Source organism: Paenibacillus silvestris (assembly GCF_009882985.1).
Taxonomy (GTDB): domain Bacteria; phylum Bacillota; class Bacilli; order Paenibacillales; family NBRC-103111; genus Paenibacillus_E; species Paenibacillus_E silvestris.
The window spans coordinates 52,872-72,538 of sequence record NZ_WTUZ01000012.1 but is presented as its reverse complement, the minus strand read 5'-3'; the positions used below and the strand labels follow the sequence as shown (position 1 = coordinate 72,538).

Genomic DNA, 19,667 nt, shown 5'->3' with positions numbered 1-19,667 from the left:
TATGGGGTTATTTATTAGCAAGGGCGAACATAAGTTCACCTTCGACTACCACTTTCTCGCCTACTTTTGCCACAGCCTTACCTTTGACAATGGTTCCTTTGACACGTGTAATCGTCATCTCTAATGTCAGTGTATCGCCAGGCACGACCTGTTGACGCCAGCGAATCCCATCTGCACCAGCGAATAAACCAATTTTACCTTTATACTCAGGCATGGAGAGGACAGCTACAGCGCCTACTTGTGCCAAAGCTTCAATAATCAGCACACCCGGCATAACCGGATACCCTGGGAAATGTCCTGCAAAAAACGGTTCATTAATTGTAACATTCTTAATCCCTACCGCCTTCACGCCTTGCTCAACTTCCAAAATGCGATCAACGAGCAGAAAAGGTGGGCGATGTGGAATTATTTCTTGAATCTGGTTGATATCTAACATAACGGGTAATACTCCTTTCAATTCTCTTGTATAAAATACAAGGTAATCACTTACAATACTGTTGTCCCTTCATTAACTGCAGAAGTGAAGGTTCATATAGGGGGAGCTTATGTAAAGAGGTGTGTGCACAGCCCTTACATAGGCTCTTTTTACGTTATAGGTTTATTTCGCTTTGGCCCTCCGGTTTAAAAGCAAGAATTGAAAAATATAAATGAAGGAAGTTAAGAAGGAAACACCAATCACGAACCACAAGTACGTAATGGCGAAGTCTAAATGAAAAACAATGAAGAGAATGGCAAGATAATAAAGTACTGTCGTTAATTTCCCCATCACATTGGCGGGAACGGTTAATTTACCCCTGAAGTGAACGAAAGCAGAACCCATGATCATACCTAGATCACGAATGAAAATCGCTGCCGCCGCCTGCCATGGTATCATCTCTGTAATAAGCAGAGATAGGATGACCGCAATCATCATGCACTTATCCGCAAGGGGGTCCAGCATAACACCAACAGGTGTAACCAAACCTCGAGTTCTGGCAATATAACCGTCTAGGATATCAGTAAGCCCTGCTGCCAGCAAAATCAGGAAGGCTATCTGGATATGGCCGCCGAAAAAAATGATGAGGTACACAGGGATAAGAACAAACCTGCTAATGGTGAGCATGTTCGGAATATTCAAAGTACCCCTCCTGCGCCTTTTATCTGGTATCTGACGATTAGCCTTCATTCATTATACAGTTGCTTACACAAAAATAAAACTCCCAATAAGGGAGTTTGAATTAATTCGCAAATACCAGATCGTATAAATGCCGCCAAGTGCTCATATGGAGGATTTCTGCTGAAGGCTGATGGCCCAGCTTAGAGTATCCGACCCATAGTCCGATATAAACGGCTAGCACGCAAAGAACGGGAATACGTATGATTTTGAAAATAAGCCATATGATGTTCAGCCATTTCGGCCGTGGTGCTTTTTTCTTTGGAGTAGGCTTGTTAGGCTTGTCAGACATCGAGCCCTATCCCTCCCTTTCTACGATCAGCCGCGCAAATTATTCGCGATATTCATCATCTGATCGGAAGATGTAATCGCCCGGGAATTGAGTTGAAGCGCTCTTTGCACCATCACAAGATCCGTCATTTCGTCGGAAAGCGTGACGTTGGATTGCTCCAGAAACCCCTGCATCAAAGTAACCCGATTATTGGTTGTATCCAGCCCCGGATTCACATTTTGCAAAATGTTCGCCTTCTCGGCCTCCGTAATTCCCGCAGGAAGTGTATATAGGTTGTCCCCAACATCTTGGAGCAATTGTGGGCGCACGACACGAACCAGCTTAATCCGTCCAAGAATAAGTGGCTCCGCATTCGGATCTTGCTCACTGTATCCATTGATGACGCCATCTGGTTGAACGACAGGTCTAAAGCCAGCAGGTATAACAATTGGTTTGTCCTCTGCCCCTGTATTGTCTATCCCAGTAACAAAATGACCCTCTTTGGTAGTGAGCACCGTATCACCATTAGCATCAGGCGTTAAATTGAAAGCACCGTTACGTGTCCATGCAGGCTGGATCACCTGGTTTCCGTTCCCATCCACCTTGCTGACAGATATTTGAAACAACCCGTCTCCCTGAATCGCAAAATCCGAGGTACTACCCGTGGACTGAATAGGGCCTTGCTTCAGATTCGTTTGGATTTGTACCAGCTTTGATCCCCATCCTTGGTTAAAACCAAGAGGTGAGAACCTGCCTTGTTGGCGAAATCCCTCCGGCTGCGACTGCACATTGGTCAGAACATCCTCAAAAGAGGCATCCTTTTTCTTAAAACCGTTTGTATTGATGTTTGCTATGTTATTGGACAAGATATCCAGCTTCTGCTGTAAGCTGTGCATGGATACCGATGAATTAATCATAGAATTGTTCATGTGTGGCTCCTTCGCAAGCTAGATTAGACGCGTCCTACTTCGTTCGCTGCCTTGTCCATACTTTTATCATAAGATTGAATGACTTTCTGGTTGGCTTCATACGCGCGAAGTGCCGACATCATATCGACCATAGACTGCGCAGAATCCACATTGGAACGCTCGATAAAGCCTTGCCGAACCTCCACTTGATCACCTACAGCAACCTGCGTAACCGTCGCTTCGTCGCCTGGATTAATCCTCAGCAAACCATTACCTTCACGCAGCAGCAGATTCGGGTCCTCTGCACGCGAAAGCATTAATCCTACTGGTTGTCCAGCTTGGTTCAGCAGCGGTTGACCGTTCCCGTCAAGGAACTCCCCTTTGTCTGTCACCTTAAAGGACCGAATGGGCTGACCCGCTCCATCAACAAGCAGCAGGGGTTGTCCATCACGGCCCAATACCTGATTACCATTGGCGTTCACGAGCTGTCCTGTCGGATCTACGGTGAATTTACCATTCAAGGAATACCGAGGCTCTCCATCTGCATTCATCACTGTGAATAGTGCTTGCGGCTGGAACGTGCGCTCGCCGTCCGCATTCACGTATTTCCCTGAAGCGTCAAAAGCCATGCCTGGCACTTGAATGTTCGACACAAGAGCAAAGTCAAACGGATTTTGCGTTTCCTGCAGATCACCTTGTGCGTGAACGGAAATACTCTCCTCCGAAAACACACCGAGACTCATCTTCCCAAGCGGTGCTGTTGAGGCACCTTGTCCACCGCGAATGGTAGAAATCAGCATCTCCGGGAATGAGCGAGACAAGGCATTACCTTGTTTAAAACCCGGGGAATTAATATTAGCAATATTGTTCGTAATGGTATCGTGTCTGCGCTGCTCGGAGATCATTCCTGCCGCCGCGGTATACAGTCCTCTTAGCATCTCTTCACCTCTTGGATAAACTGCCTAGTTAAATTTGCGTTTGGAAACTTTATCTAAGTTGTCGAGCATAATTCCTGTTCCTTTAACTACGCAAGACATTGGATCTTCCGCAATTAATACTGGAACTTTCAGCTCGTCCGCTAACAACTGATCCAGGCCATGCAGCAAAGCTCCGCCGCCTGTCAGAATAACGCCACGATCAATGATGTCTGCAGAAAGTTCAGGTGGCGTACGCTCCAGAACGCTCTTCGCAGCCGTTACGATCGATGAAACCGGATCCCATAGGGCTTCCTGGACCTCACTCGAATGAATCGTAATCGTAAGCGGCAATCCGGATACCATATCTCTACCGCGAATATCCATCTCTTGATCTCTGCCGTGTGGATATACCGTTCCGATTTTCAACTTAATATCTTCGCTTGTCCGCTCACCGATCAGCAGCTTGTACTTATTTTTGATATACTTCGTGATCGCAATATCGAACTTGTCGCCAGCGATTTTGATGGAAGAGGAGGTGACGATGTCGCCCATGGATAACACGGCCACATCTGTCGTCCCTCCGCCAATATCAACAACCATGTTGCCGCTAGGTTGGAAAATGTCCATACCGGCGCCAATTGCAGCTGCCTTCGGTTCTTCTTCCATGAATACCTCTCGGGCACCACTGCGCTCAGCCGCTTCGCGAATCGCTTTCTGCTCAACCGAGGTGATGTTCGTAGGGGCGCAAATCAGGATGCGCGGATGCGAATACCAGTTCTTGCCCCCTACTTTTGCAATAAAATGCTTTAACATCATTTCTGTAATATCAAAGTCTGCGATAACACCATCTTTCAATGGACGAATCGCGATAATGTTGCCAGGAGTTCTACCCACCATGCGGAAAGCTTCTTCTCCTACAGCAAGCACGCGTTTCGTATCGCTTTCAATCGCTACTACAGAAGGCTCATCGAGCACAACGCCGCGTCCTTTCACATGAATGAGCACATTAGCCGTGCCGAGATCTATCCCAATATCCTTGCTTAACATTTCAAGTTAATCCTCCCTAAATCTACCGTCCATCCCGTGAAGAATCGGCGCTCTTATAGATAGTTCTAATTATAAGCTAAATTCGCTGCAAATGCATTAATTCCTCTTTTTCCGTGAAATTTCGACATGTCCAGTTCCAGGAAACCGTCGGGATGAAGGTATTTTTAGGATTTGACCGTGACTAAGTTCTCGGAGTGCTTCGGGTTTCGTGTCTTTCGATACTTGATTTTCGTCGCTTCTCCTCCCCTTAGATGCCTAATGGACTTGTGATACTCCAAAATGTGCTTCACCTGGTTGGCCAGGTCCGGGTTGATTTCCGGCAGTCTTTCCGTCAAATCCTTATGCACCGTGCTCTTGGAAACACCGAATTCCTTCGCAATGGTGCGAACCGTATTCTTGGTCTCGACGATACAGGTACCAATCTTAATGGTTCGCTCTTTGATGTAATCGTGCACTCCCCTCGCCTCCCTACTCGAGATAGTTTGGTAAAGTATATGAGGGGCATGACTAGATATTCTACGTAACCAAGCCTGACAGGCCCATTTCCCATATTTATTTTCAAAAAAATCAGGAAATAAGGGCTTATGCGGTCTTTTTTGGCAAGGACAAGTCTTTTGTGTACGTGATGGAGGGCAAGCCATGAGGGAATACACCCTAGGCTTCAAAGCAAAAAAGCAGCAGGATATACCCGCTGCCCTCATTCTATGTAGGCTGGTTGGTGACGAAGCCACCTGCTTGCCTTTTCATTTTAACCAATTACTGTTTAGCGTTTAAAATCGTTTCTGGGTTCAGAGCGGCATTATCGCTAACTTGACGCACTTCAAAGTGCAGGTGCACGCCGTCTTCCTTCTCGAACTCATTACGTCCCGCTTTTGCGATGACGTCGCCTTTTTTCACTTCAGCACCTTTGGTCACTTTGACCTCAGCTAAACTTTGGTACACGCTGATCAAGCCATTGCTGTGTGTAATTTCGACAAGACTGCCGACAACCGGGTTCTGCTCAACTGCTGTAACTTTACCGCTCATAGCGGCCAATACATCAAATGCTGCGCCATCTTTGGCTTTCAAATCGATTGCGGTATGCGGCGTCAATTGATCGTTATACTGAATCATTGCCGCCTGTTTGATTTCATTCGTTGCATTAGTGTCATAGAACGGGATGGATACGTCTAGAGCCGCTCTATCTTTCACAGGCCATTGCATAGCTTCTGCTGGTGCGTTAACGGCAAGCGCCCCATCTTTGGAATTGTCAGGTGCTTGATCGTCACTGCTTACCTTAATGCCCAGATCGTCTTGGCTGACTGTTTTCGTACCTGTGTCCTGGTACACCCACATTAAGGTTAAGATAATTGCCGCTGCTGCTACATACGTTGCTGGGAATACCCATTTCTTAGCAAGCAACCTCTTCCATGCGGATGGACTTCCTTGTGCCCCTTGAACAGTTTTAGGAGCTTCTTCTTTTTGAAAACCTTTGTTTTGATCACTCATGGTTAATCACCTCATCAACCATTCTTGACACATTTAAAGGTTTTATACTTGAAGAAAGATATTTTTATAGAAACGTTATAAACTAAGATTTTTGGATAAAAGGCGTCGCTTTTTCAATAGATATGCCTGTGTAATAGTAGGTTACGATTTGCGCTGCAGTCTTGCCCTCCTTGGCCATTCCGTTAGCGCCCCATTGGCTTAAGCCAACACCGTGACCGTATCCGTAGGTTGTAAATGTAATTTTGGAGCCGGACCATTTCCAAGCGAATTGAGAGGATGCTAACCCTAGCTTCTCTCTTACTTCACGGCCAGAGAATGTTTTCCCTCCAATCGTCATCTTCTTGATCCGATGTCCCGTTGACCATTCTAGTACTTTCATACTCTTTGTCCCGGTACCTGTGGTCGCTATACTCGTAACGCCTAGCTTCTGCAGCATATTCTTGTAAGTGATATCTACGGTTTCTTGGTAACGGGAAGACAATTTCACATCCCATGGGCTCGGCACGCTGCGCAAATAGGGACTCATGAATGGCCAGTAATCCTCTGAGTTTTCCGTATACCCATTGCTTGTTGAGAAAAAAGTAGCGTTAATAGGCTTGTGTTCATAAGTCAAAATCATATCTTTCGTTTCGTTCACAGCTCTATCGATCTTCGCCATATTCTTCTCATACGTCTCTGTCGTCCACTTCTCTCTTAACTGCTGATCAGTCAGATAGGCTTGGTGTGCGGTTGTATCCGTTACAAGCGCATCATTAACAGGCACATTACTATAATCTTTCTCCAGCACCCTGCGTACAACGTACGTTCTCGCTGCCATTGCTTGCGCTTTGAGCGCTTCTAGCTCGAATTCTACTGGCATTTCTGCCGCAAGCACACCTTTCACATACTGCTCCAGCGGCACCGTTTCGATCTCATCTTTTTTGGTCAAATAGACAGGGATCATCAGCCCTTGAGCGGTCACCGTCTCTTGATGAGAGCCATCGATCGCTAGCTGTCCAGGCGGTGGATCGTCTCCGCCCGGAATCTTCTTGACTAGCAATCCGGGAACAAGAAGGATGACGCAAAGCATAGAAGACAAACAAACAGCCATCCATAGGATGGCCCCGCGGCCAGGAACACGTTTTTTCTTCAACATCGTCTCAGCAGCCTCCATAAGCGCGTTTACTAGCAGGTATTTTGGTATGACTTAGCTTATGAGAGGCGCTAATAGATTAGAACACGTAAGGTAGTTTATGAATCTAATTTTGCGTCCAAATAGAAAAATCCCCTCCGGTCAACAACGGTCAACTTCATCTTGGCAGATGACCTTTTATCATTGTCAACCATGAGGGGATCTTATCATTTAGAACTCGTGGAACATTTGTTCATTGCAACTTAAGATTTACAGACCTGTTACTTGAACCGGCGTATAACGGTCAATCCTTGTGCCGTCTCCAAGTTCGCGCCAATAGTTATGACCCCATGCCCATACCGTTCCGTCTGACTTTTGTGCCACAGTGAAAGTTCCACTCGCAGAGACAGCCGTTACCCCGCTTAGGCCTGCTACCTGAACAGGGCTTAGATATGTCGAACCTGTCGTTCCGTCTCCCAGTTGGCCAAAATCGTTATAACCCCATGCCCATAGCGTTCCGTCATTTTTAATCGCAAAGCTATGCTGCTCATCCGCTTCTACTACTTTTACGTTGCTCAGACCTGGAATCTGAACCGGAGTCGTATGACTCGTCGTAGTGCCGTCTCCGAATTGTCCGTCTGTATTATTGCCCCAAGCCCATACCGTTCCATCCGACTTTATGGCAAGACTGTGAGTGGAGCCGGCCGACACGTAGGATACATTACTCAGCCCGGACACCTGCACCGGAGTTAACGGAGTCGTTGTTGTTCCATCACCCAATTCACTGAAAATATTACTCCCCCAAGCCCATACCGTTCCATCCGACTTTAATGCTAAACTATGGTAGAACCCAGCTTCGACATCGATTACATCTGTTAAATTATTCACTTGAACCGGGTTGTTACGATTTATATAGGTCATGCCATCTCCCAGTTGACCAACACCGTTAGTACCCCACGCGAATACGATGCCATCGTTGCGTAAAGCCAAATTGTGGTGTTCATCTCCTGCCGAAACATCAATAATATTTTGCACAAGTGTGTTTTGAACAGCAACAGCGCTGCTGTTCTGACCTGGACCGTTGCCGAATTGTCCGAAGTTCGCATCACCCCAGGCCCATAAAGTATCATCTGCCTTCAAAAATAACGAATGACCCCATCCTGTTGTCAGGACTGTCTTAAATGGAGGCGGATTAGTTGGATTACCATGAGCTGATGCAGGTACGATCATTATTGCGGTTAAAATAATAGTAAGCATTGAAGTAAAACCTTTTCTTCTCATCATCATTAATTATCTCTCCCTCGCTCGATTAATGTTTTACCCGATTGGTTCGAGTAATAGACTTCAACGTTCTAGTTAAACTCATCCTTCCTTTCTATTAGTGTTAAAAAATGGAATTAAATACATAATTAATAATACTATTTTATGAGATTTAAGCAATAGTAAACTTTTACAAAATTTGTATAAATGCATAAAACAAAGAGGAATCTGCCCAGATAATCAACTGGCACAAATCCCTCCCACCTTCAATTTAAGATAAATAGATCCAAAATATAGATAAATAGTTAGCTCAGCGGAACTGGAGTCCTCTATTTCGAGGAAAATGAGCTATTTTCTCTCTGAGCGGAACTACAGGGTCTTAATTGTCCTCCATATGGCGTTTTTGAGGTGACATCAGTACAATAGCGGATCATAGTTCCTCTTGCCTTGGAAATCATGCATTTTCGTGGAAATAACGGATCATAGTTCCCCGAGCACTACCCCCAACTATTTAAAATAAAAAAACCGCCGGAGCTCACTCCGACGGTTCTTTCTATTCATCCTACGCTAAGGTTGGCTGGATATTGAAAAACCCCAGCTCTGCCGTTTCCTGTTCCACTTGTTGAGGCACCGACCGATAAATATCGGCACCAAGTCCGCGCAATACATCCGTAATATCGACGTAGCCGCGATCAATATGGTGAACGCCTGTAATCTCGGTCTCACCTTCCGCTGCCAAAGCCGCCAGAATCAGCGCCGCTCCAGCACGCAAGTCGGTTGCACACACTTTTGCACCGCGAAGCGTAGCATTACCGCTGACGATCGCTGTGCGCCCATCGACTTTAATGTGGGCATTCATGTTCGCGAATTCTTCTACGTGCATGAAGCGATTCTCAAACACCGTCTCCGTCACAAGACTCGTGCCATCCGCCACCATCAGCAGCGCCATCATTTGCGACTGCATATCGGTTGGGAAGCCCGGATACGGCAGCGTTTTCACGTCAACTGCACGTAGCGGCCCCGACGCACGCACGCGAATGCCGTTCTCATCTTCTTCGATGATAACGCCCATTTCCTGCATTTTGGAAATAACAGGACGGAGATGATCACCAATCGCATTTTCCATGTACAGTTCACTGCCAGTAATAGCAGCAGCGATCATATATGTTCCCGCTTCTACACGATCCGGTATAACCGTATGTACGGCCCCACAAAGTTTCTCTACGCCTTCAATACGAATAACGCCTGTTCCTGCGCCGCGAATAACCGCACCCATCGCATTCAGATAGTTAGCCAAGTCGACAATCTCCGGCTCTTTGGCTGCATTCTCAATGATGGTTGTGCCCTCAGCAAGCGTAGCAGCCATCATAATATTTTCGGTTGCGCCAACGCTGGCTACATCCAAATAAATTTTGGCACCCTTCAGGCGCCCTTTCACTCTAGCTTCAATATACCCTTGACCCAATTCAATATCGGCACCCATCGCTTCAAAGCCCTTGAGATGCTGATCAATCGGCCTCGTGCCAATCGCACAACCGCCTGGGAGAGAAATTCTCGCTTGCCCACGTCTTGCTAACAATGGCCCCATAACAAGGAAAGAGGCTCTCATTTTACGGACTAGATCATAGGATGCTTCGCATGTGTCAATGCGTTCCGCACGAACACGAATCACCTGTCGGTCATAGGATACTTCGATACCTAAGCTTTGCAATACTTTATTAATGACTAGTACATCGTCAAGGGGAGGCGCATCGTGGATGACGCTTTCACCTTCCGACCCCAGAATGGAAGCTGCAATAATCGGCAGTACCGCATTTTTCGCTCCGTTGATTTTCACATTGCCAGCTAACTTTCGGCCACCGCGGACGATAATTTTGCTCATCATGGTCCCTCCGCGCACTTATTTTAATTACAAGGTTTTGCACATTTCCTAAGTTTATCATCACAAGCCACATAGTTACAACTGTGTTCTTTTGGTATTCTGAAACACTTACATAGAGTTCGAATAGGATCTCCATTTTCGATCCGTTCTACTATCCATTGTTGACAACAATTTAAATCATTATTCGAAAAAAGGAATTAAAACATCTTTCCGAAGCCCATGGAGAGACCTAAATATTGGATGAAAAAACTAGCGACTAAGTGCCCGAGCCCAATAGAAAGCAAGATTTGGAGCATAATGGCTTGAGCGCCTTTTGGATTCTTAAGCAGCACATCAAAGCGGAACGCTTGCAACGCCCACCACGCGAGGCCGATACATAGGATGTAAACCACAATATCGACCATGTTCATTACCGAAGCATACTTCGCGGCTTCATTCCATTTGTCTGTTTCTCCCATAGGCCACTCCTTTTCGGTTCTACCGATTCATTACTTTCACTAGCATCGAGACGAATTCAGCGCGTGTGGCTTGCTCATCGGGATGGAACGAGCCATCTGCATAGCCCGTGATCCAACCATCAGCCGACATTTGTTTCAAAATACCCAGACCCCAGTAAGACTCATCTACGTCGTTAAAAGGTGAGTTCCCTCGCTTCTTCCCTGTCATATTCATGCTGCGGGCAAGCATTTGTGTCATTTCCATACGTGTAAGCGTGCGATCGGGTCCAAATGTTCCATTCGGGTATCCTGCGACGATATCGGCTTGCAGCGCTTTGGCTACATTCTCATAAGCCCAATGTGAAGCATCCATGTCGGAGAACTTCAGATCCTTGCGCTTAGTCAGCTTCAAAGCTCGAGTCAACACCGTCGCCGCCTCTGCACGTGTAATCGACTGATTCGGAGCAAAACGGTAATTTCCATAACCGCTGATCACGCCTTGCTCCGTAAGCTTGCTTATCGCATCTTGAGCCCAGTGCCCTTCAATATCGGCAAAACCGCTTACCAGCGTGTAGCTGCCAATTTTCAACCTGTACATTTGACTCATGAACCATTGATTTGCTTGCAGCTTAATATAATAGGTGCCTGCATTCAGTGTTTTCTCAAGAAACAGCTGATCCGTACCGTATTCATTTCTATAAAAGCCTTGTTCCTTCAAGGTGCTGTCATATAGTGTTGCGTACATCGTCCTTGAAGTTGGGATGTTGGTCAATCGTACTTGTGCCAGACCGTTTTGGCCCATCCGGAATTCGAACCAGTCAACGTCATCGTTGGTATTAAACAAACCTTCGTACACCGAATTCATCGCTGCAAAAGTCGCTTGATACGATTTATCATTAGGTTCATTCGGATCAATCAACTTCGGCGTATATTCGATTTCCAGTGTATATTCACCTGTAATCGGTTCGGTATAATCCTTCGTATTACTGACTCGAATATAGTATTGCCCTGGAAATACATCCATGAGCGAGCTGATCTCAATTCCACCGTCACCGCCTTGGTCAATAGATATCGACTTCTCCCCTTCCTTCTGAAAGAGAATCATCGGATCTATACGACCCGTATCCACGGAGAGCTTCAACCTCATTGAGCCCGAGTGCTCCAGATTTAAGACGAACCAATCGATATCTCCTTTTTGATGAAAGGTTCCGTGAATCGTTTGGCTGCGCTCGGGTAGAGCAAATGCTTTGTACTGCTTATCATTATCTTCAAATGGATCTGTGTAAATAACAAAATCCGTTCGCAAGCTATAATTAATTCCCGTTTTCCGCTCACGATCTACGGACTGAAGCTGCAAATACGTTCGCCCTTTGGTCACTTTCACCTTGAAAGGCTGAGTTCTATCCGAGGAATTATTCGCAATAAAGGTTTCGCCCGAATCAAAGCGTACTCGAATACCTGAGCTATCCGTGTTCTGCAACCACAGCTCAATATATCCGTCATAGGCCGCATCAATCGCGTACCAATCCTCATCCAGCGCGGAGGATAATGTCGCTTTCACAGAGGTATGTATTGGCAACTTAGCCGCTTGATTCTGACGATCATTGGGCTCAAATCGATCCTCTTTATAAGGCTTAGTCAGCGCCATATCCACCCGCAGCAGTCCGTATCCTGTTTTGGCATCCCATCCGGTTTCTGCCAGATCATCTGCCGTCTGCTCCAACTGAGATCTCACTTCATACGCGGTCATCGTTGGAAATTTGCTCCACACCAGTGCAGCTGCCCCAGCAACCTGCGGTGCAGACATCGAACTGCCGTCTTGATACTGATAGCCGCCGCCTAGAGCTGTGGTATACACATCCCATGGTGCAACTAAATCCAGCTCAGGCCCAAAATTCGAACGAGAGTCTGCCTGCTTATCAGCCGTAACGCCTCCTACAGCTAATACCGTTGGATATGCCGCAGGATATTTCACACTCATGCTTTCATTGCCGACAGCAGCAACCAACAATACATTGTGGTCCTCTGCATACTGTACAACACCTGCCATGTAATCCGAGTACTTATTCAGTCCCAGGGAAAGTACGACGATCTTCGCTCCATGATCCACGGCATACTTAATGCCTTCACCAAGCTTCGCTTCTCCGCCGGTTCCATCTGACTCCAGCGCTTTAATCGGCATGATTTTGGCAATCGGAGCTATACCTGCAATACCTTTATCGTTATTGATCGATGCCGCAATGATGCCAGCTACATTCGTTCCGTGTCCATTATCGTCAATTGGCTTTTTTGAAGGCTGAAGCAAGTTCACACCATCTACCAAATTACCTACTAAATCAGGATGAGTAAGATCAACACCCGTATCAACCACTGCTACTACAATGGACGCACGGGAATCTCCAGCCGCAGCCCACGCTTGATCTATATGGATCATATCCAGATAGGTTTGTTTCACCCTCATGGGATCCGTCGAAACGGGATACGCTGCTTCTGTTTTTGTAACCATCACTGTAAGTTCCACAACGAGCATCATCAGGACGATGAGCCATAAGTGTCGAATGAATTTCATGAAATCACAGTTCCTTTATCTCGTAATGGTCTTTTGCCTTATCTATCTATACCACATTACCCGTCTTCTCGATACATATAACGGTTTTTCTTCGCAAAAAGTTCAGAACTTTTAAGAAAAGTTTAGGGAGCTTATCCACTTCTGTCTATTGTACATGCAATTATGGGATTTGTGTGTGATTTGGAGGCAATTACCACATACAGTTTCTAGTGGGCAAAACAAAAAAAAGCCCTCCCACCGAAGGGAGGACTCCATAACATTTACATCAAGATAAAATCCTTCGTTAGCATGAAGATGGATTCAATCCATCTGAGTACGAGATGCGGCACAAAGCCTAGCACTACGCCAATAATAGCACATAACCAGACCGTTATGCCCAGGGTAATAGGCACCTTCACCTCAGCCGGCTCATAATCGCTGCGCATGAACATTTGGCGAACGACGCCAAAGTAGTAGTAAAACGATACAACACTTGTCGCGATCATTAAAGAGCCGAGCCAGTATTGGTGGGTTTGCATCGTACCGAGTATGATGTACAGCTTACCGAAGAATCCGCCGGAAATCGGGATTCCCGTTAAGGACAACACAATCAATACCATCGCAGCAGCTGTAAAAGGAGCCCGATAATACAGGCCTCCAAAGCCTTTGGCCTCGGTATGCCCCTCTGCTTGCTCGATAATCATCAGCACCGCAAAAGCCCCGATATTCATGAACAAGTACGCGATCAGATAGAAAATGAATTCAGAGAAATTCGCGTAATGGACACCTGAGAAGTACGTAGCAATTGGAACCAGCAAATATCCTGCATTGGCAATTCCCGAGTAAGCCAATAGCCTTTTCATATTCGTTTGCTTCAGGGCGATGAAATTACCCGCCACCATAGCGATTGCAGCCATGACCGAAATGGCCAGGAACACATCGGATTGGAATTTCGATTCCTCAAAAGACGTAAATCCGAACAAGACGTAGAAAACTCGGAAAAGGATGGCAAAACCGGCACCTTTGGACACGACAGCCAAGAAAGCCGTCACTGGCGTCGGTGCGCCTTGGTAGACATCCGGCGCCCAGCTGTGGAAAGGGGCGGCGGCGATTTTGAAGCCGAATCCAGCAAGCAGCATGAAGAACGAAACATAGAGCAGCGGCTCATACGAACCAATGAGCGATGGGAGCGCAGCGCCAATCTGCGAAAGATTGCTCGATCCCACCATGCCGTACAAGAAGGACATGCCATACAAAATGATGGCTGAAGATATGCCGCCCATTACTAGGTATTTAAACGCTCCTTCATTGGACTTGCTATCCTTCTTCTTCATCGCTACAAGTAAGTATGAGGTAATACTAAGCAGTTCCAGCCCTACGTACAACGTAATTAAATCACCGGAGGATGACATAATCATTGCACCTAACGCTGCGGGCAGATAGAAGTAATAGTACTCGCCTACATGCGGGATTGTATCTTCCTTCACGAAACTTAGACTCATCAGAACAACGAATCCGGTTCCTACTATAGTGAATAATTTCAACAGATTGGAGAAGTCATCCACTCTATAACTCTGATTGAGCAGCTGAATCGCCTCATCCGGATTCAGCTGAAGCAAGACGAATACACCAGAAATCACAAGGCCGACCAAGGTCAACCATCCAATAACGGAACGACTTAACCTGCTTGGCAGGATCAAATCCAAGAGAGATAGGATGATCGCGGTGGCAACCAGCGAAAGCTCAGGCAGCAGATGTACTAAATCGGAGACTTGGAGTCGAAGCTGTTCCACCGGACTAACCTCCTATCTTCCCGGCTACACTTTGGATCAATTGATCCAAGCTGCCTATCGTTTGCTGAAGCGGCTGGCTCAGCACGCTTGGGTACACCCCGAGCAATAGGATGAACGCTACTAAGGTTATCATCGGCACCGCCTCGATTAACCGCGCGTCGCGTATCCCTTGCAGGACCAAGGTTGGCTGCTTAGGGCCAAACGTGATGTTCAGCACCCCGCGCAGCACATAAACCGCTGCGAGAATGATCCCCAGTGTACCGATAATCGCGTACACCCGGTGTGTCTCGAAGAGTCCGAGGAACGCGAGAAACTCACTGATGAAACCGGATAAGCCCGGCAATCCGAGTGAGGCCATCCCCGCAATCAGCAGAATCCCGCTGATGAAGGGAACCGACGAGGCGAGACCGCCTAAGCGATCGAGCTCGGTCGTGTTCGTCCGCTCGTAGATGCTGCCGACGAGCAGGAACATCAGGGCCGAGATCAGACCGTGTGAGATCAATTGGAACACGGCTCCCTGCAGGCCCGATACATTAAATGCAGCGAGACCGAGCAGGACGATGCCCATATGACTGATACTCGAGTAAGCCAGCACGAGTTTGAAGTCTTTTTGCACCATCGCGAGAATGGCGCCGTACACGATGTTGATTACACCTAGGAGCGCTAGCATCCAGGCCCACTGCTTCGCTTCCGCTGGGAAGAAGAGAATCCCGAAGCGGATAAGGCCGTAAGCTCCCATTTTCAACAAAATACCGGAGTGAATCATAACGACAGCAGGCGGAGCCTCTGTATGTACTTTTAGCATCCACGTATGGAACGGGAAGATCGGCAGCTTAATACCGAAGGCGACCAGCAGCATAATGAACACGGTCCATTTCATGGCTGGGCTTAAGAAGAATGGAGCTCCCTCTTGATTCACGTAAGCGGCTGGATCTTGCAGCAAATTATGTGCAATCGTATGAATATCTCCGCTGTAGTAAATGATAGCCTCTGTCTGCGACGGGTCTTGGTTGAATCCAGCCGTGCTGACAAGAATAAGGAAGGCAATCAGCATGATCGCTGAGCCAAGACCATTGTAGAGAAGGAAGCGGTTAGCCGCCTGCTCTCTGTTCATATACCCCCATATTCCGATCAGGAAGAACATCGGCACGAGCGTAATTTCGAAGAACAAGAAGAACAAGAACAGGTCCTGAGCCATAAAGACGCCAAACATACCGGTTTCCAGCAGCAGGAATAAAATAAAGTACGTTTTCCAGCGTTTCTTGATGTACACCGAGGCTAGAGCAGCCATGGACGACACAAGAGCGGTTAAAAAGACAAGCGGCAATGAAATTCCATCTACGGCTACGCTGTATTTGAATTCAAAGAAATATGATGTAATTTGTTGAATTCCCTCATGATTAAGAGGGACTTTGATCCAGTCGAGTTGTTCTTTGTACTGAATCGGATCACCTTGAAAGTTGTAGTCCACATACAGCCACGCTGCCAAAATAAGTGGAATCAATGTCGTGACGATACCGATCGTTTTGATTAAACGGCCGCGATCACTTCGAATGAAGAGCAGGACCAGCACGCCGAGCAACGGTGAGAAAGCGATTAGACTGAGTATAGGTAGATTAGCCGGCATGGATGAACCTCCTTCCTGCGATGGCGAGCGCCAAGATCAGCATCCCTAGAATCATGATGACACCGTAGGTCTGCATCTGACCATTTTGAAGACGGGAGCCCAAACGGCCAAGGCTGACGACAGTAAAGGCGACCAAACGCACGATACCATCAATGATGTACACATCAATCAGTTCAAGAATCCATCCCAGACCGCGCAGTGGTTTGACGATAATGCCGTCGTAGATTTCATCTACAAAATATTTACGGTTGAGCAGCGTATACAACCATGGCAGTTTACTAGAGATGACATCTCGTGGAATCGTACGTTTCAAGTAGATCAAGTAGCCTAGACCAATACCAAGCAGCCCTGCGAGTGTGGATAAAATAATAACGATCCAGTTGGCTTTCTCGTCGTGTTCTTGACCCGTTAACCAGTGGCCGAGCCACTCGTTGAACGGCGTATTCACAAAACCCGCAACCACAGCAAGTACAGCCAGGATGATAAGCGGTATCGTCATCGTGGACGGCGACTCATGCGGCTCATGAGCGTGATTGTCATGCCCTTGCGCCCCTTGCGCCTTCCCTCTAGGCGAACCTAGGAAAACGAGGAAGAAGAGTCGGGACATATAGAAGGCTGTGAAGAAAGCCGCAATCACACCAACCCAGAACAACAGCTGGTTATGCTCGTACGCTTCTGTCAGAATCATATCCTTCGACCAGAACCCTGCGAAAGGAAAAATCCCTGAGAGAGCCAATGTGCCAATTGCGAATGTCCACGTCGTTATTTTCATTTTGCGGGATAAGCCGCCCATTTCATTAATATCCTGCGTATGCACGGCGTGAATCACGCTGCCTGCGCCTAAGAAGAGCAATGCTTTGAAGAACGCATGTGTGAACAAATGGAACATCCCGGACGTATACGAAACGCCAATGCCCAGTGCCATCATCATGTAGCCGAGTTGACTGACAGTCGAATAGGCGAGAATCCGTTTGATATCATTCTGCGCGATCCCAATCGTTGCCGCAAAGATAGCCGTAAAGCCCCCCACATAAGCAACAACCATTAAGGCATCCGGCGAAGCATGGAAAATATCAAACGTACGCGCAACTAAGTACACCCCTGCGGCAACCATTGTTGCTGCGTGGATCAACGCACTAATTGGCGTCGGACCTTCCATCGCTTCTGGCAACCAGGTATGCAGCGGGAACTGGCCTGATTTCCCCATTGCCCCGATGAAGATCAGAACAGCAATCCAAGTAACGATTGTCGGATCGATTTTGCCCGTAGTAAAGGCATTATGTATAGATGTAAAATCAAGCGCATGACCTGGCATGTACCAGAACAGCAGCAGGATGCCAAGGAACAGACCCACGTCCCCGATACGGGTAACGATGAATGCCTTTTTCGCAGCAGCCTTCGCCTCTGGCTTGTGGTACCAGAAACCTACGAGCAGGAAGGAACAAACCCCAACAAGCTCCCAGAAAATGTAGAGTTCTAACATGTTTTCCGAAATAACTAAGCCTAACATGGAGAAAGAGAACAAAGCGATATAACCAAAGAACACATGGATTCGCTCGTCGCCTTTCATATATCCTCTTGAGTAAATCGTAACGAGGAGAGAGACCAACGTGACGATAACCAGCATTAAGGCATTCAGATTGTTGACCTCAAACCCCATATTCAAGGTGAAATCGCCTACCTGCAGCCAATTCAGCTTATCCCATGTATAATCCTCAACTTTGCCGCCGATGCGTTCAACAAATATCAGTACAGCGACAATAAACGAGGCGAACATCGCAAAAATACTGATATAAATGCCCAAGTCCTTTAATTGACGTCCCATAGCCGTAAGCGCTAGAAAAGCAATCAACGGAAACAACGGAATGAGCCAGGCGTACTGTGAATAGTCCGATACCATATCCTTGTTAGCCTCCTAGCGCTTCATAGAATCCAAATCCGTTACATCTACTGTCCCTTTATTTCGGTAAATTGTAATAAGAATCGCTATTCCGACAGCTGCTTCTGCAGCTGCAATTGTAATGTTGAAGAGCGAGAATATTTGACCTGTCAGCGCTGGATGATCCCCAAGCTTGGAGAACGCGATCAAATTTAAGTTCACCGCATTGAGCATGAGCTCGATAGACAATAGCACGATGACCCCATTTTTCTTCGTCAAAGCGCCGTACAGACCGATACAGAACAGGATTGCTGCCAACGTGAGATAGGGAGTAATGATATTACCCATAGCTAATCCTCCTCTCTCTTCGCGACGACAATGGCACCGATGAAAGCTACCGTCAGCAGTACAGACATGATTTCGAACGGAATTACATACTGGTTATACAGCAGCTTACCGATTTCTAATGTATTGTCTTTGCCGGCATCTAGAGCGCCTTGTGAGACGAAAGTCGTTTTTTGAATCGCATAAAATAACACTCCGAACAAGCCTAAAGCGCCAACAATCGCCAAACCTTCGAGCCAAGGACGCCTCGGCTCTTCCTCTTCCCCTTGTCTGTGCTTCGTCATCATAATGCCGAAAATCATGAGGATGGAGATAGCCCCTGCATAGATCAACACCTGTACGAAAGCTACAAACTCAGCCTCAAGGATAATATATAGCCCCGCCAAGCTAATGAACGTAAGCGCAACGGCAATGACCATATGAACAACTTTGGTAAAAGAAATCATAAAGATCGCTCCGCCGATGGCAAGAAGGGCAAAAATGAAGAATGCCCAGCTTGATCCACTGGAGAGGAAATCACCAATTCCGTTAAACATCTTTCTTGGCCCCCCCTTTTGGCATGGCCGAGTTGTTCTCCTGGCGAATGTTTTGGTTGTTTTCATTTAACCATTCCAAATTTTTGAAAAGGTCATCGCGACTATATGAACTTAGCTCGAAATTATTCGTCATCACGATCGCTTCCGTCGGACACACCTCTGTGCAAAGGTCGCACAAGATACAAATTTCGAAGTTGATATCGTACGTATCGATAACCTTACCCTTTTTCTCAGGGTCTGGGTTCGCTTTCCCCGTCAGTGTAATACACTCGGTTGGGCAAATACGCGCACATTGATTGCACACGATGCATTTCTCTGGGTCAAAATGTTGAATACCGCGAAAACGATCCGGCATTTTTATCGGGACCTCAGGGTATGCGTACGTGATTTTTTTCTGTGTCATGCTTTTCAACGTTACGCCTAAGCCTTTAATTATGCCCTTCATTCGTTTCACTCCTTAGAGTT

The 19,667-nt window shown here is 46.8% G+C and carries 19 protein-coding genes; all 19 read right to left on the bottom strand.

The features are described 5' to 3' along the window. Nucleotides 1–7: 7 nt before the first annotated feature. Nucleotides 8–436: a 3-hydroxyacyl-ACP dehydratase FabZ gene (gene fabZ / locus GQF01_RS09530; protein WP_161406587.1), complete on the bottom strand. Its 429-nt coding sequence runs from the start codon at nt 434–436 to the stop codon at nt 8–10. A gap of 162 nt (nt 437–598) precedes the next feature. Beyond that, nucleotides 599–1,117, bottom strand: coding sequence for a CDP-alcohol phosphatidyltransferase family protein (locus GQF01_RS09525; RefSeq protein ID WP_235959327.1), 519 nt, complete (start codon nt 1,115–1,117; stop codon nt 599–601). A 100-nt stretch (nt 1,118–1,217) separates the two neighbouring features. Next, the gene (locus GQF01_RS09520) at nt 1,218–1,445 is read right to left on the bottom strand and encodes a DNA-directed RNA polymerase subunit beta (protein ID WP_161406585.1); all 228 of its coding nucleotides are present in this window, start codon (nt 1,443–1,445) and stop codon (nt 1,218–1,220) included. Between the two features lie 26 nt (nt 1,446–1,471). Beyond that, nucleotides 1,472–2,353, bottom strand: a complete 882-nt coding sequence (locus GQF01_RS09515) for a flagellar hook-basal body protein (RefSeq protein WP_161406584.1) — start codon at nt 2,351–2,353, stop codon at nt 1,472–1,474. A gap of 23 nt (nt 2,354–2,376) precedes the next feature. After that, complete coding sequence (locus GQF01_RS09510) at nt 2,377–3,270, bottom strand: flagellar hook-basal body protein (protein WP_161406583.1); 894 nt, start codon at nt 3,268–3,270, stop codon at nt 2,377–2,379. A 24-nt stretch (nt 3,271–3,294) separates the two neighbouring features. After that, nucleotides 3,295–4,296, bottom strand: coding sequence for a rod shape-determining protein (mreB, locus tag GQF01_RS09505; protein WP_079417018.1), 1,002 nt, complete (start codon nt 4,294–4,296; stop codon nt 3,295–3,297). Between the two features lie 164 nt (nt 4,297–4,460). After that, nucleotides 4,461–4,751 (bottom strand): sporulation transcriptional regulator SpoIIID, encoded by a 291-nt coding sequence (spoIIID, locus tag GQF01_RS09500; RefSeq protein WP_029195640.1) that lies wholly within the window; start codon nt 4,749–4,751, stop codon nt 4,461–4,463. A 301-nt stretch (nt 4,752–5,052) separates the two neighbouring features. Continuing rightward, nucleotides 5,053–5,784: a M23 family metallopeptidase gene (locus tag GQF01_RS09495; protein WP_161406582.1), complete on the bottom strand. Its 732-nt coding sequence runs from the start codon at nt 5,782–5,784 to the stop codon at nt 5,053–5,055. Nucleotides 5,785–5,866: 82 nt separating this feature from the next. Then, nucleotides 5,867–6,919 (bottom strand): stage II sporulation protein D, encoded by a 1,053-nt coding sequence (gene spoIID, locus GQF01_RS09490; protein ID WP_161406581.1) that lies wholly within the window; start codon nt 6,917–6,919, stop codon nt 5,867–5,869. Nucleotides 6,920–7,165: 246 nt separating this feature from the next. Continuing rightward, nucleotides 7,166–8,182, bottom strand: a complete 1,017-nt coding sequence (locus GQF01_RS09485) for an RCC1 domain-containing protein (RefSeq protein ID WP_161406580.1) — start codon at nt 8,180–8,182, stop codon at nt 7,166–7,168. Nucleotides 8,183–8,717: 535 nt separating this feature from the next. Further along, nucleotides 8,718–10,037, bottom strand: a complete 1,320-nt coding sequence (murA, locus tag GQF01_RS09480; RefSeq protein WP_161406579.1) for a UDP-N-acetylglucosamine 1-carboxyvinyltransferase — start codon at nt 10,035–10,037, stop codon at nt 8,718–8,720. 197 nt (nt 10,038–10,234) lie between these two features. Beyond that, nucleotides 10,235–10,495, bottom strand: a complete 261-nt coding sequence (locus GQF01_RS09475) for a DUF1146 family protein (RefSeq protein ID WP_235959324.1) — start codon at nt 10,493–10,495, stop codon at nt 10,235–10,237. Between the two features lie 19 nt (nt 10,496–10,514). Beyond that, complete coding sequence (locus tag GQF01_RS09470; protein WP_235959322.1) at nt 10,515–13,043, bottom strand: S8 family peptidase; 2,529 nt, start codon at nt 13,041–13,043, stop codon at nt 10,515–10,517. Nucleotides 13,044–13,303: 260 nt separating this feature from the next. Beyond that, complete coding sequence (locus GQF01_RS09465; RefSeq protein WP_161406578.1) at nt 13,304–14,815, bottom strand: NADH-quinone oxidoreductase subunit N; 1,512 nt, start codon at nt 14,813–14,815, stop codon at nt 13,304–13,306. Between the two features lie 4 nt (nt 14,816–14,819). After that, nucleotides 14,820–16,442 (bottom strand): complex I subunit 4 family protein, encoded by a 1,623-nt coding sequence (locus GQF01_RS09460; protein WP_161406577.1) that lies wholly within the window; start codon nt 16,440–16,442, stop codon nt 14,820–14,822. Next, nucleotides 16,432–18,342 carry an NADH-quinone oxidoreductase subunit L gene (gene nuoL / locus GQF01_RS09455; RefSeq protein ID WP_161406576.1) on the bottom strand — a complete coding sequence of 637 codons (1,911 nt, stop codon included), beginning with the start codon at nt 18,340–18,342 and terminating at the stop codon, nt 16,432–16,434. Before nuoL ends, GQF01_RS09460 begins: the two co-directional genes overlap by 11 nt. Before the next feature lie 15 nt (nt 18,343–18,357). Continuing rightward, the gene (gene nuoK, locus GQF01_RS09450) at nt 18,358–18,669 is read right to left on the bottom strand and encodes an NADH-quinone oxidoreductase subunit NuoK (protein ID WP_145668556.1); all 312 of its coding nucleotides are present in this window, start codon (nt 18,667–18,669) and stop codon (nt 18,358–18,360) included. A gap of 2 nt (nt 18,670–18,671) precedes the next feature. Further along, complete coding sequence (locus GQF01_RS09445) at nt 18,672–19,202, bottom strand: NADH-quinone oxidoreductase subunit J (protein WP_161406575.1); 531 nt, start codon at nt 19,200–19,202, stop codon at nt 18,672–18,674. Further along, nucleotides 19,195–19,647, bottom strand: coding sequence for an NADH-quinone oxidoreductase subunit NuoI (nuoI, locus tag GQF01_RS09440; RefSeq protein WP_145668561.1), 453 nt, complete (start codon nt 19,645–19,647; stop codon nt 19,195–19,197). The genes GQF01_RS09445 and nuoI overlap by 8 nt, the downstream gene beginning before the upstream one ends. Nucleotides 19,648–19,667 lie beyond the last annotated feature (20 nt).

Excerpts from the sequence above, each read along its gene's own strand:
- GQF01_RS09445 (WP_161406575.1), bottom strand. The coding sequence starts at position 19,202 with ATGTTTAACGGAATTGGTGATTTCCTCTCCAGTGGATCAAGCTGGGCA.
- nuoL (WP_161406576.1), bottom strand. The coding sequence starts at position 18,342 with ATGGTATCGGACTATTCACAGTACGCCTGGCTCATTCCGTTGTTTCCG.
- nuoK (WP_145668556.1), bottom strand. The coding sequence starts at position 18,669 with ATGGGTAATATCATTACTCCCTATCTCACGTTGGCAGCAATCCTGTTC.
- GQF01_RS09515 (WP_161406584.1), bottom strand. The coding sequence starts at position 2,353 with ATGAACAATTCTATGATTAATTCATCGGTATCCATGCACAGCTTACAG.
- GQF01_RS09485 (WP_161406580.1), bottom strand. The coding sequence starts at position 8,182 with ATGATGATGAGAAGAAAAGGTTTTACTTCAATGCTTACTATTATTTTA.
- GQF01_RS09470 (WP_235959322.1), bottom strand. The coding sequence starts at position 13,043 with ATGAAATTCATTCGACACTTATGGCTCATCGTCCTGATGATGCTCGTT.
- GQF01_RS09475 (WP_235959324.1), bottom strand. The coding sequence starts at position 10,495 with ATGGGAGAAACAGACAAATGGAATGAAGCCGCGAAGTATGCTTCGGTA.
- nuoI (WP_145668561.1), bottom strand. The coding sequence starts at position 19,647 with ATGAAGGGCATAATTAAAGGCTTAGGCGTAACGTTGAAAAGCATGACA.
- mreB (WP_079417018.1), bottom strand. The coding sequence starts at position 4,296 with ATGTTAAGCAAGGATATTGGGATAGATCTCGGCACGGCTAATGTGCTC.
- GQF01_RS09510 (WP_161406583.1), bottom strand. The coding sequence starts at position 3,270 with ATGCTAAGAGGACTGTATACCGCGGCGGCAGGAATGATCTCCGAGCAG.
- GQF01_RS09520 (WP_161406585.1), bottom strand. The coding sequence starts at position 1,445 with ATGTCTGACAAGCCTAACAAGCCTACTCCAAAGAAAAAAGCACCACGG.
- GQF01_RS09460 (WP_161406577.1), bottom strand. The coding sequence starts at position 16,442 with ATGCCGGCTAATCTACCTATACTCAGTCTAATCGCTTTCTCACCGTTG.
- GQF01_RS09495 (WP_161406582.1), bottom strand. The coding sequence starts at position 5,784 with ATGAGTGATCAAAACAAAGGTTTTCAAAAAGAAGAAGCTCCTAAAACT.
- murA (WP_161406579.1), bottom strand. The coding sequence starts at position 10,037 with ATGAGCAAAATTATCGTCCGCGGTGGCCGAAAGTTAGCTGGCAATGTG.
- fabZ (WP_161406587.1), bottom strand. The coding sequence starts at position 436 with ATGTTAGATATCAACCAGATTCAAGAAATAATTCCACATCGCCCACCT.
- spoIID (WP_161406581.1), bottom strand. The coding sequence starts at position 6,919 with ATGTTGAAGAAAAAACGTGTTCCTGGCCGCGGGGCCATCCTATGGATG.